Below are 13263 nucleotides of genomic sequence, written 5' to 3'. Positions count from 1 at the left end.
TCTGCTCTGTAAATAACGGTGATTCTTGTCGAGTGGGCTTTACTTGGCTTCATACTCATGTCACTTCATTTAACGAAAGGTATTACACGATCAAGCACTATCTTGAATATTCATCCACGTACTCTAGAAAGACTTGCCCTGTCAAGGAGACTTATCAACCTCAAATGACGTGTTTTACTTTTACGGTATAACAGGATTAAGAAGCCCATTCTCCCTTACGAAAGATAGGAACTCTTACACCATCCTGCGTAAGACCATCTATATCAATTTCACCAGAGCCAATCATCCAATCAATATGAATAATACTTTTATTACCACCACGTGCTGCAATCTCTTCTGATGTCAATGATGCCCCATTTAAAAAACATTTGGAATAACACTGCCCTAAAGCAATATGACAAGCTGCATTTTCATCAAATAAGGTATTATAAAAAAGGAGCTCACTCTTAGAAATTGGTGAAGAATGAGGGACAAGAGCAACTTCACCCAATCGGCTTGCACCTTCATCATTTTGCAAAACTTGCTGAAAAACTGCTTCGCCTGTTGATGCTCTGGCCTCAACAATGCGCCCTGCTTCAAAACGTACTTCAATATTATCAATCAGTGTTCCTTGATAGGAAAGAGGCTTTGTTGAGCGAACAACACCTTCAACCCTATGAGCATGAGGAGTCGTGAAAACTTCTTCTGTCGGAATGTTAGGATTGCAAATAACACCATTTTTTGCAACGGATGCACCCCCATGCCATTCATGGTCATCTGCTAAACCAACGATTAAATCAGTCCCTGGTCCTGTGAAGTGTAAGGCAGAAAAACGCTGCTCATTAAGCCAAGATGACCGTTTCTTCAAATTTGCATTATGGACAGTCCACGCATGGATAGGATCTTCTCCTGTAACACGTGAAGCAGAAAAAATGGCATCAGCTAATTTTTTAACCGCCTCATTAAGCGGTAAAGAAGGAAAAATCGCCTCAGCCCATCCCGCTGTTGGATAAGCAACAATCGACCAATTCATAGCAAAGTTCGATATTTGCTTGAGTGCCGGCTGGTAAGCCATTGAAGTGGCTTTATTTAATCGCGCAATCTTATCAAAATCTTGATTGGAAAGGAGTAAAGGATTATCACCAACAATCGCTAAACGTGCGGCCCCATTTTCAAAAGCCTTCGCCATTCCCTCATAGAGCCAAGAAGGAGCACAATCAAAACTAGCTGTATGGGCATTTTCAAAACGCGTAAGCGATAACATATCATCACTAAAAATTGGTGTAATGACACCAGCACCAACCTTATAAGCATGATATGCAATACGCCTAACAAAAGGTAATGCTGAAGCTGGAGCAGTCAAAACAAGATCCTGCCCCTCTTGTAAATTTAGCCCCACTTTTACCGTAACTTCTGCAAGACGATTAAGCATTTCAGGCGAAATTGTCTCATGAATATCAAAATACATTACCTATACCCTTCTTTAAGTAAAATGCGTTCTTTAACGCCACCATATTCTAAATTGCTTTTCCAGATCCTTTCAATTTACTGTCTCTACATCTATTTATATGTAGCACATTACTAAAGAGTTCACTGAATTCATAAACCGCAATGGGGGGTAAAACTCTTCTTCGGTCGCACAAAAACTTACCAGTTTCTGTGTCGTTTTTCTAACATGGCAACAATTGCATTTAACTGATCTGATGAAGGCAACGCCATAATTGTTTTATTTTCCTCTTTCCTCGCTAGATGTTGAGGGGCATAGGTTGGAATGGGAACTTTATCAAGCTGTACCATAGCAAAAGATGTAGGTTGTACAGTCTTGGACTGAGCTACTTCTGTTGAAGGAGATACACTTTTCTCTGCTTTGACTCCCTTACTTTCTAAACTTTCATCAATAAAGCTTGGCGCATAACCAGAACGCTCCTGAGCAAAGGCATAAGCAACATCATAAGGGCGATTATCCGTAGGAATTTGAAGTGATCCATCACGGGATCGTTTTTCATAAAAAGCATTCCCCCCTGCAACATGAACATAGTGCATGTTTTTATAAGGAAAAGACAAACCAGCGGTATGAAAAAACTTAGCGTGTTTAACCTTCTTATCTCGTTCACCCCGTAAAACTGCATCAGCAGCTTCTCTTACACGAGCAACAGACGCTTTCTCCGTCATAGGACGCGTTAAAACACCAGGCGCAAATTGCTTATATTGACCAACAACACCACAAATCGTCTTAGGATAAGCGCTTGAATTAACACGATTCATAACAACTGTCCCAACGGCAATCATCCCTTCACGGCTCGAACGATTTGACTCAAAATACATCGCACGCATAAGGCATTGGCGCTCTGTCAATGGGTACGTAACTGTTTTTGTTTTTTGATTATTTACTTTTTCAGCATCTAAATGATTTACAGCACACCCCACAACAACTAACGGCGCTACGCAACAGGTAACAAAAACATTCCAACGATTCTTTTTCATCTTAGGCAACACATTCCTATAATCTTTGAGCTATTCAAATTTTGAAATGAGCTTTAAATGTATCTCTCAATAAAGTATACAGCTAATTGTTACCACTCAGTAAAATTTTAATACAAATGGTAATCAAAAACTATCTATGCGAAATAAAAAATAAAATACTCTTAAATTTATAGATCAATATTGTCGCTCCTCATGGAACAATATAAGCCTCTAACAACCCACACATTTCAATCACAATAAAATAATATGATCACTCATTCTACATACGAAAAAAGACTGGGATATTAAAACTCTTTGCATCAATATTGAAAAAATAATACAGAGCCCCCCTTATAATATAAATCTTAACAAAATGATCAGAAAGAAAATCCCCCTCCGACCATAATCCAAGTGATGGTATCATCTAATATATAAAAATGTCAAATTAAGAGTTAACAATCTGCCGTGTTTGCCTAAAAAAACTCTTTGGTGCTTCTGTATGCTTTTTCATCATATGGTTACTATATCCTTTATTATGTTCTTTCTAAAGCTTCTGTATTGTAAGAAAATGCTCAATATATCTACAAGCAACTTTTAATCTCTTTTCTTCTCACCTACGCCAACTTTATAGGTAAGGTCATCGCGAGGACGATCAGAAGACATATGATAACCCGTTATGATATAATGCAACATTTCAGCAATATTGGTAACATGATCACCAATTCGTTCAATATTCTTTAAACAAAACAGTAAGTGCGTACAAACCGTAATATTGCGCATATCTTCCATCATATATGTCAAAAGTTCACGAAAAAGAGAAGTATACAAAGCATCAATCTTCTCATCACGCTCACGCACAGCGTCAATACGCTCTAATCGGCGACTCGTATATGCATCTAAGACTTCTTTTAATTGATTGAGCGCTAAAGCTGTAATTGTTTCAAGCCCATGATAAAAGGAGGCAGACTGACGTATTTCTGAAAGGGCAACAGTCCTCTTAGCAATATTTTTGGCCATATCCCCAATCCGCTCAAGATCAGAAGAAATACGAATGGCTCCTATAATTTCACGCAAATCTACAGCCATTGGTTGACGCTTGCAAATAATAGCAACTGCTTTTTCATCAATATCACGTTCTGCTTCATCTAAAAATACATCATCGGCAATCACTGCCGTTGCAAGTTGAAGATCACTACAGACAACTGATGAAACAGATCGTTCAATCATTCTTTCCGCATGGCATCCCATTTCTGTAATCCTTGCTTTTAGATATTTTAGTTCTGCATCATAAGAACGAACAGTATGGTTCATAGACATATCTTACACTCCTCAATTCACCTATCCAAAACGCCCCGTAATATAATCTTGCGTCCGTTGTTCTTTTGGTGAAGTGAAGATCATTTCAGTTGCACCAACTTCGACTAAATGCCCTAAATGGAACATGGCCGTATATTGAGAAACACGTGCCGCCTGTTGCATGGAATGTGTTACAATAACAATTGTATAATTCTGCCGTAACGCATCGATAAGCTCTTCAATCCGAGCCGTCGCAATGGGATCAAGAGCTGAACAAGGCTCATCCATCAAAATAACTTCGGGACTAACCGCAATGGCACGCGCAATACATAAACGCTGTTGTTGTCCTCCCGATAAACTTGTTCCAAGATCATGAAGACGGTCTTTTACTTCTTCAAACAAACCCGCCTGTCTCAAACTCTTTTCAACCACATCATGCAATTCAGAACGCGTTTTCACCAAACCATGAATACGCGGACCATAGGCAACATTTTCAAATATAGATTTTGGAAAAGGACTAGGCTTTTGAAAAACCATTCCAACACGAGCCCGTAATTCTACAACATCAATTCTTTGGTCATAAATATTCTCCCCATCCAAAGTGATAAGACCCGTTATTTTAGCCCCTTCAATCGTATCATTCATACGGTTGAAACAACGCAAAAAAGTCGATTTTCCACATCCTGATGGACCAATCAAAGCAGTGACCTGATGTTCAGGAATATCAAGGGTAATACCATGAAGTGCTTCTTTGTCTCCATAAGAAACCTTCACATCTTGACCACGCATTTTAATCTTCATGACAAAAACTCACCTTACAAAAATCTCATCGAAGTTGTTATTTTATTTAAATTACTGGCGGCGTTCAAATCGTCGACGTAAAAAAACCGCAGAAATATTCATGATCGCAAGAAAAATCATTAAGACAATAATAGCTCCTGATGTCTTTTCAACAAAAGCGCGCTCTGCTTCACCCGCCCACATAAAAATTTGAACAGGCAAAGCTGTTGCCGGATCCATGGGAGTTGTAGGAGTATTCACAACAAAAGCAACCATTCCAATCAAAAGCAAAGGTGCTGTTTCTCCTAAAGCCTGAGCGACTCCAATAATCGTACCAGTTAAAATACCAGGCGCGGCTAAAGGAACAACATGATGAAAAATCATTTGTGTTTTTGATGCCCCCAATCCTAAAGCTGCCGCACGAATAGAGAGAGGGACAGCACGCAAAGCAGAACGTGTTGCAATAATGATCGTGGGAAGTGTCATGAGCGCTAAAACAAGACCACCAACAAAAGAGGCTGAACGTGGTAATCCTAAAAAATTAACAAAAACTGCAAGTCCTAAAAGACCAAAGACAATCGAAGGAACAGCGGCAAGGTTATTGATATTTACTTCAATAAAATCTGTAAATTTATTTTTGCGTGCATATTCTTCTAAATAAAGAGCCGTTGCTATGCCTATCGGCAGTGAAACCAATAAAACGATGCCGATCATATAAAGAGAACCAATGATCGCAACAGCTAATCCCGCAGTCTCAGGGCGGCTTGAAGCACCAAATGTAAAAAAACCAAAATTAAATGTTTTATAAAGCGTACCATCATGCGCTAAACGCTTTATCCATTCTACTTGTCGATTAGAAACTTTGCGGTTTTTTTCTGCTACATGCAGATCAATCTGCCCCTTATAAGCAGAATCAATATCTGCGGCTGCCAAAACTTTGATTTTTTGCTTTGTGCCAATCAGTTTCGGATTTTTTGTCACCATCTCACGCAGTTGAACACGCACACTATTTGAAAACATACGGTTAATATCCCGCAAAGAGGTGTGATCATTTTGATTGACTTCAAGTTTTTTTGCTAAAGCATTGCGTACAAGAAGCGGATAATTCGCTGTTATGAGGACTTGTGGTTTTGTTTGACGTTGACCACTTGGATCAATGATCTTTTCATCTAAATAAATTGATAATGTCATTTCACTTTGAAAAAAAGCCGTATAGCCTTGACTAATGATCGACCATAAAAGCGCAAATAAAAAAAACAAACCAATAAAAATAGCAATCAAACCATAGGCTCGAAAACGACGTTCAGCCCTATACCGACGCTTAAGGCTAATATTGCGACGAGGGAAAAAATCTTCATTCATTCATATTGTTCCCGATATCTACGCACAATATAAAGAGCTAGAATATTCATCAAGAGTGTCATCACAAAGAGTGTCATTCCCAAAGCAAAAGCCACCAAAGTTTGTGGAGAATTAAACTCAAAATCACCGGTCAATTGATTAACAATCTTAACCGTCATGGTGGTCATTGCTTCGAAAGGATTAAGGGTTAAGTTTGCTGCAACACCTGCCGCCAAAACCACAATCATTGTTTCCCCAATTGCACGCGATGCCGTTAACAAAATAGCCCCCATAATCCCTGGAAGTGCTGCGGGTATAACGACTTTTTTAATTGTTTCAGATTGCGTTGCACCTAAACCATAAGAACCTTCACGTAAAATACGTGGAACAGCCGTAATAATATCATCCGACAAAGAAGAAACAAAAGGAATCAACATAATTCCCATCACAACGCCAGCAGTCAAAACACTTTGTGCCATAATAAAACCACCCCCACCTGAGAGAGAAACAGACAGATCTCGTAAAAATGGTCCAACAACCTTTAAAGCAAAAAAACCATAAACAATGGTTGGAATGCCAGCAAGAACTTCTAATAATGGTTTTACAATTGCTCGTAATCGTGCAGAAGCATACTCGGCCATATAAAGAGCTGAAAATAGGCCTATAGGTACAGCAAAAAGCATGGCGACAAAGGCAATATAAAGCGTACCAGCAAGGAGCGGTATTAAACCAAATTGTCCAGCTTCATCGCCGGCACCACTCACGGAAAAACGCGGATCCCAAACCGTTCCTAAAAAGAAATTTGAAAAGGATACAGATTGAAAAAAGCTTATTGTCTGAAAGAACAGAGACAATGCAATGGCTATTGTCGTCAAGACTGCAACGATAGAAGCACAAGCCAATCCAATAATAATTAAAGATTCAACTTTATTGCGCGCACGTTGATGAGGCGCAATTTGTATTATTCCACAGATAAAACCAAAGGAGGCAATAGCAAAAAGGAAAACACGACCAATAAATTGAAGCTTTTCAGAAGAAAGCATCCATGATCGCGCTATTTTGAACAAATCATCCGATACTTCATGAGGCAACATCAATCCTTTTGCAAGTAATTGTGTCTGCACTTCCTTATAAGAAGCGGTGGATAGATCCCCTTCAAAGCGATGCATCATTTTGACGAGATTTCGAAGAATCTCCCAAAGGAGATCATGATTGACAGATTCTGTTATATGCGCACTATACGCCCCAAACTCTCGAGAGGCATTATATTCTAGATAAATTGTACTCCCAGCATCCCACAAAATTAAAAAAATAAAAGCTGGAATAACAGTAATCAAAAAAGTCCACCAGCCGTAATAGTAGGCACGAGAATGCATTTTATGTTGTTTATATTCAAGAGTACGTGCTCGCATATAAGAAATACAAAAGCCACAAAATCCAAAAAGAAATAACAAAAAAACAATGAAGGAAATGCGCATTTTATCTTTCAGTTTTTATAAAAAATAGCACCGAAAACTCTTACTCTGGAACGACAATAAATTATTTCAACATCATGACTCGACCAGCAGAAAAAGTAGAACGCTGTGCTTGACGTTCCTGTTCAGGAGCAACAATCAAACCATACTCAGCCAAAGGGCTATCTGGACCAATCATTTGTTCAGAAAGAAAAAAATCAACATACTCTCGCAAACCTGGAATAATATCTAAATGTGCTTTCTTAATATAGAAAAAAAGTGGACGAGAAACTGGATATTGTCCGCTAGAAATTGTCTCAACTGTTGGCGCAAAACCATTAATATCGGCAACCTTTAACCTATCAGCATTATTTTGATAAAAAGATAAACCAAAAATACCAATCCCTGTTTTATTCGAAATTAGACGTGCAAATGTTTCAGAATAATCACCATCAATATCAACCGCTTTTCCATCCTTACGAACCGCAATACAAGCAGCGTGTATCTCCTTATCATCCATCCCTAAAGACTTCATTACCTCAACTGCACCACTCTCTTTACAACCCACAGCAAGTAATTTTTCCTCAAAAACTTCACGCGTTCCATGCTTCTCTCCAGGAATATAGGCTGCTATCGTCCAATCAGGAAGAGCACTATTGATGGCACTCCATTTTAAAACATGATTGAGCTGCAACTTCCCGTCTATAATAATGCGAGCTGCAAGGGCTTTATAAACATCTACTGGCTTTAATTTCCAATCAGGACCTTTAATATCTGTTGCAAAAACAATGCCATCGTACCCAATGCGTATTTCCTCAATCTCTTTCACACCAGCCTCAAAACAAGACTGCAATTCACTCGATTTCATTGCCCGCGAAGCATTCACAATATCAACGGTGTTCTCCCCAATACCACGGCAAAATTCCTTAATACCCGCTCCCGTCCCACCTGATTCGATAACAGGAACCTTAAAATGGGGATAAATTTCCCCAAAGGTCTCTGCGACAATCTTTTGATAAGGTAAAACAGTAGATGAGCCAGTAACCTGTATTTGATCGCGTGCATTGCCTATATTTACGGACAGCAGTAACGCAAAAACCAATCCCACTCCAATTGATAAGACTCTGCTCATCTATAAACTCCCTAAAAATCGAGGATAAAGCCTCTTAATTTATATCATACGCTCATTTTAGTTCACATTTGCAACATAACAAAATAAAAAACAACAGGGATCATTTTTTTAACAAAAACCATGATTGAACCCTGTATAAATTAATTTGAACGTTTAAACTCAACAATATCCCAAAACAGATGTGCAATATCTGTACCGCAGAAGCGTTTAATTTCACGAATTCCCGTAGGAGATGTTACATTGATTTCTGTTATATAATCTCCAATCACATCAATCCCCACAAACAGAAGACCACGTTCCTTTAAGGCTGGACCAATGCGTTCACAAATTTCATAATCACGTTTTGTTAACGCAACATTTTCCGCACGACCTCCAACATGCATGTTAGAACGCACATCTGTTTTTGTCGGAATTCGATTAATGGCTCCAACCGGCATACCATCAAGCAAAATAATCCGTTTATCTCCTTTCCGTACTGCCTCTAAATAACGCTGAACAATAAAAGGTTCGCGATAAATGTCCGCAAACATTTCCAACAACGATGCTAAATTGCGATCATCTTGTTTTAAATAAAAAACACCAGCGCCCCCATTCCCATAAAGTGGTTTCACAATAATATCGCCAAATGTCTCTCTAAAAGCAGTTATTTCTTCAATATCTTTGGTAATTAACGTTTCAGGCATCAAATCAGAAAATTCTGTCACAAAAATTTTCTCTGGACTGTTGCGGACCCATGCCGGATCATTCACAACAAGTGTTTTTGGATGAATCCGTTCTAATAAATGTGTCGTGGTGATATAATTGAGATCAAAAGGCGGATCTTGGCGCAAAAGAACCACATCCATATCTCTTAATTCTGTGCGAACAGGCTTTCCTAATTGATAATGCTTTCCCTCTTCATCATAGACAGTCAATGACTCTAAGCGTGCAATCACACAACCATTGCACAGAGATAAACGATCTGGAGTATAATGGAAAAGAGAGTGTCCACGTTCTTGTGCTGCTAAAGCGAGAGCAAATGTTGTATCTCCTTGAATCCGAACTGTTGAAATATGATCCATCTGAATGGCAATTTTCATAAATAAATCCTCCCTATCCGAAAAGCAGACTGGTCTATGCTCCATAAACTTAGTAAACAATAAAATAACGATGACAAGAGAAAATTCATGACACAAGAAACAGATACAAAATTCAATAACGAAGAAATCGAACGCTATGCACGCCACATCATTTTGCCTGAAATTGGTGGTGCGGGACAACAAAAGCTCAAACAAGCGCGTGTTCTCGTTGTGGGTGCTGGTGGTCTTGGGGCGCCCGTCTTAACTTATTTGGCTGCTGCTGGTGTTGGAACCCTTGGAATTGTCGATGATGACACCGTTTCACTTTCCAATTTACAGCGCCAAGTTATTCATAAGACAAAGGCAATCAACCAAAGCAAAACAGACAGTGCTGAAACCACTATAAAAGCCATAAATCCGCATGTTATGGTTGAAAAACACACCCTACGCTTAGATGAAAGGAATGTGGATAAACTGCTCGATGCCTACCATATCATTGTTGATGGAAGTGATAATTTTACCACACGCTATCTTCTTGCTGATCACGCGGCTCAATGCAAAAAGCCTTTAATAAGTGGCGCTGTAGAACGTTTTAATGGCTCATTAACCGTCCTTATGCCGTATAAAGACAATAATCCTCACTATCGCGATTTATTCCCCACCCCTCCTGCTCCCGATACGATCCCAACATGTGCTGAAGCTGGAATCATCGGTGCTTTACCCGGCGTTATTGGAACCCTACAAGCCATGGAAGTCATTAAAATGATCACAAACATCGGAGACCCATTAATCGGAAAAGTTCTCCTCTATAATGGCTTATTAGCGCAATTTCATGTTATTACCTATAAACGTTCAAATTCCAGAGAAAATACATAATGGTATTAAGAAACTTGGAGAATTATGATTTTATCCCTACTCATTTTTAAGACGCTCGCGATATGTCTTAAAAAACCAATTGTCTCTGTCTATAAGAAAAATACAGGAGTATTGATGTCTATAGAAGAATTCAATAAAACCTCATGGAGAGCTTTAACCACACAATGATTTATTATTCAAAAGCAGAAAGCCGTCATTCTGTGAATTGATAATCCTTCAACTATAATTTCACAGACAAGCATATGTGGAAAAAATGACGCAAACAGATCTTGAAAACCAATCTGCAGATGGTAGTGTAAAGAGTGTATTTTCTTACAAAATCTCTTTAAAACAAGCAGATGAATCGGTAACGTTAAATATCTTCCGTTTTACGTGAGAGGCGTTGTCCCTATCAAAACATCAATAAAATCTCTTTCAATAAAACCTTGAAACTAAAATCATAAACAAAAAAACTAATCATCTTTCTTTCTAAAATGAACCATCTATTATAGCATAAGTTAGTTTGGCTGGTTTGCTTTATTATTATCCGTTGGTATGGGAACAGGATGATCGGATAAACTGCGTAAATAAAGCAAAAGATCTGCACGATCTTGGTCATTTTTAATTCCACGGAAAGACATAATAGTCCCAGGGAATGCCTTATGTGGAGAATGTAGATAACGATCTAACGTTACAAAATCCCATTTTTGATCAGAATGTGCGCGCAACGCCCGTGAATAGGCAAAACCTGCTGCTGAGGCCAAAGGACGATTAACAATCTCCCAAAGAACAGGACCAACACGCCCTGCTTGATTGCGTCCAGAAGTGTGGCATATGGCACATTGGCGAAAAATTTTACGCCCATTTTCAAAATTGCCTTGTTGAAGGCGGCTATTGAGTGATACGGCGATATGAGATTCTTTTTGTTTTTCTTTGAATGTATCATTTTTGGTAGCTGTGTGCTGATATTGGACTGATGGAGAATGATCGTAAATGATATCGCTCAGTGTGGAAATCCCCACAACAATAACGAGCACACATAAACACGCACAAATAAAATAGATAACTTTCGAGCGATTCATAAAAACTCAAATGTTCATGGTTTCATTACCATTTTTAGTATAAGCTTTTTCTTTGTAACACACAACATCATAAATACATAACAGACGACATTTGGAACCTTATAATGGCTCTTGAACCGATTATTCTTATTCCTGCCCGTATAGGCTCAACCCGCCTTCCCCAAAAAGCTCTCGCTGAAATCGGTGGAAAGCCGATGATTGTTCATGTCGCAGAACAAGCCAAAAAAGCAGCAATAGGGCGTACAATCGTTGCAACAGATCACAATGATATTGCCAAAGTCGTTGCAGAGTATGGACATGAATATCTCTTAACACGCAGTGATCATAAGTCTGGATCTGATCGTATTTATGAAGCTTTAATACATATTGATCCTGAACAACGCTACAATGCTATTTTAAATATACAAGGTGACCTCCCAACGATCATGCCACATGAAATCATCAGTGCTCTACACCCTTTAGAAAATAGCTTTACTGATATCGCAACCTTGGGGGCTCAAATCATTGAGGAAGATGAAAAAAGAGATCCCAATGTTGTCAAAGTCATTGGAACACCGCTTTCTCAAAATCGCCTTCGTGCTCTTTATTTCACTCGTGCTACAGCTCCTTATGGAGGGGGACCTCTTTATCATCATATTGGAATATACGCTTATCGGCGCGAAGCACTTGAGAAATTTGTATCATTCAAACCCTCTACGCTCGAGATGCGTGAAAAACTTGAACAATTACGGGCTTTAGAGCATAATATGCGTATCGATGTGGAAATAGTCGATACGATTCCTTTAAGTGTAGACACACAACGTGATCTTGATAGAGTACGTAAGATTTTAGCATGAAAACACTCAAAAAAACCAATAAAATCTCTTTCCAAGGAGAATATGGTGCTAATTCCCATATTGCTTGCTCCAATATGTTCCCCAATATGGATGCTGTGCCCTCTGCTACTTTTGAAGAAGCCCTTAATTTGGTGGAAAATGGGAAAGCTGATCTTGCTATGATCCCTATTGAAAATACTCTTGCTGGACGCGTTGCAGACATTCATCATCTTTTACCACAATCATCACTTTATATCATTGATGAATATTTTTTGCCTATCCATTTTCAACTTATGGTTTTGCCCGGCGTTACCCATGACGAAATTAAAACCGTCCACAGTCATATACATGCCCTTGCACAATGTCGAAAAATCATACGAAAAAACGGTTGGAAACCTGTTGTTTCTGCTGACACCGCTGGAGCTGCGAAATTTATAAAAAAAAGTGCTCAACGTTCACAAGCAGCCTTAGCCCCTATGATCGCAGCAGAACTCTACGGGCTTGATATCCTTGAAAGAGATGTTGAAGATAACCCTCATAATATTACGCGTTTTGTCATTCTTTCGCGTTCTCAACAGCACGTGCCTATCCCCCAAAATGGCGAAAAAATCATCACAAGTCTTCTTTTTCGAGTGCGCAATGTCCCCGCTGCTCTCTATAAGGCTATGGGAGGATTTGCAACAAATGGTATCAATATGACAAAATTAGAAAGCTATCAAATTGGTGGAAACTTCAATGCAACACAATTCTTTGTTGACCTTGAAGGACATCCTGAAGATCCAATGATGAAACTTGCCTTAGAAGAATTGTCTTTCTTTTCTGAAGAACTTCGTATTATCGGTACTTATCCAGCACAAAACGACCGAACATCGTATATATAAAAGCAACAAAACCACCATCATTTCTCGCTGACATCGAAGAATATCCTAAAAATCCTATAGCAATGTGTCTTGAAGAAACTCGTTTTTTTACGCTCAACGTACTTCATCATGAAGCTAAAACAGATAA

The 13263-nt window shown here is 38.9% G+C and carries 12 protein-coding genes; 3 read left to right on the top strand and 9 right to left on the bottom strand.

Annotated elements, in window-relative coordinates:
• Window positions 1–196: 196 nt before the first annotated feature.
• The 8 genes from FJG96_RS03775 to gshB all read right to left on the bottom strand — a co-directional run bounded on the left by FJG96_RS03775 (window position 197) and on the right by gshB (window position 9524).
• Complete coding sequence (locus FJG96_RS03775) at window positions 197–1447, bottom strand: aminopeptidase (RefSeq protein ID WP_139412812.1); 1251 nt, start codon at window positions 1445–1447, stop codon at window positions 197–199.
• 179 nt (window positions 1448–1626) lie between these two features.
• Window positions 1627–2463 (bottom strand): cell wall hydrolase, encoded by an 837-nt coding sequence (locus FJG96_RS03770; RefSeq protein ID WP_139412811.1) that lies wholly within the window; start codon window positions 2461–2463, stop codon window positions 1627–1629.
• A 573-nt stretch (window positions 2464–3036) separates the two neighbouring features.
• Window positions 3037–3759: a phosphate signaling complex protein PhoU gene (phoU, locus tag FJG96_RS03765; protein WP_139412810.1), complete on the bottom strand. Its 723-nt coding sequence runs from the start codon at window positions 3757–3759 to the stop codon at window positions 3037–3039.
• A gap of 21 nt (window positions 3760–3780) precedes the next feature.
• Window positions 3781–4539, bottom strand: a complete 759-nt coding sequence (gene pstB, locus FJG96_RS03760; RefSeq protein ID WP_139412809.1) for a phosphate ABC transporter ATP-binding protein PstB — start codon at window positions 4537–4539, stop codon at window positions 3781–3783.
• Between the two features lie 51 nt (window positions 4540–4590).
• Window positions 4591–5880, bottom strand: coding sequence for a phosphate ABC transporter permease PstA (gene pstA / locus FJG96_RS03755; RefSeq protein ID WP_139412808.1), 1290 nt, complete (start codon window positions 5878–5880; stop codon window positions 4591–4593).
• Window positions 5877–7337, bottom strand: coding sequence for a phosphate ABC transporter permease subunit PstC (gene pstC / locus FJG96_RS03750; protein ID WP_005774110.1), 1461 nt, complete (start codon window positions 7335–7337; stop codon window positions 5877–5879). Before pstC ends, pstA begins: the two co-directional genes overlap by 4 nt.
• Before the next feature lie 61 nt (window positions 7338–7398).
• Window positions 7399–8445 carry a PstS family phosphate ABC transporter substrate-binding protein gene (locus FJG96_RS03745; RefSeq protein ID WP_139412807.1) on the bottom strand — a complete coding sequence of 349 codons (1047 nt, stop codon included), beginning with the start codon at window positions 8443–8445 and terminating at the stop codon, window positions 7399–7401.
• Window positions 8446–8585: 140 nt separating this feature from the next.
• Window positions 8586–9524, bottom strand: coding sequence for a glutathione synthase (gshB, locus tag FJG96_RS03740; protein ID WP_139412806.1), 939 nt, complete (start codon window positions 9522–9524; stop codon window positions 8586–8588).
• A gap of 87 nt (window positions 9525–9611) precedes the next feature.
• On the opposite strand from gshB, the gene FJG96_RS03735 reads away from it, so the two are divergent.
• On the top strand, window positions 9612–10379 hold the full coding sequence (locus FJG96_RS03735) for a molybdopterin-synthase adenylyltransferase MoeB (protein ID WP_139412805.1): 768 nt from the start codon (window positions 9612–9614) through the stop codon (window positions 10377–10379).
• A gap of 497 nt (window positions 10380–10876) precedes the next feature.
• Here the strand turns inward: FJG96_RS03735 and FJG96_RS03730 are convergent, their stop codons facing one another.
• A complete protein-coding gene (locus FJG96_RS03730) occupies window positions 10877–11440 on the bottom strand; it encodes a c-type cytochrome (protein WP_139412804.1) in 564 nt (187 codons plus the stop codon).
• 104 nt (window positions 11441–11544) lie between these two features.
• Between FJG96_RS03730 and FJG96_RS03725 the strand changes: the two genes are divergently transcribed.
• On the top strand, window positions 11545–12276 hold the full coding sequence (locus tag FJG96_RS03725; protein WP_139412803.1) for a 3-deoxy-manno-octulosonate cytidylyltransferase: 732 nt from the start codon (window positions 11545–11547) through the stop codon (window positions 12274–12276).
• Window positions 12273–13136 (top strand): prephenate dehydratase, encoded by an 864-nt coding sequence (locus FJG96_RS03720; protein ID WP_139412802.1) that lies wholly within the window; start codon window positions 12273–12275, stop codon window positions 13134–13136. The genes FJG96_RS03725 and FJG96_RS03720 overlap by 4 nt, the downstream gene beginning before the upstream one ends.
• Window positions 13137–13263: the final 127 nt, after the last annotated feature.

The sequence above is a fragment of the Bartonella mastomydis genome (genome assembly GCF_900185775.1).
Lineage (GTDB): Bacteria > Pseudomonadota > Alphaproteobacteria > Rhizobiales > Rhizobiaceae > Bartonella > Bartonella elizabethae.
This window is presented reverse-complemented; position numbering and strand designations above follow the sequence as displayed.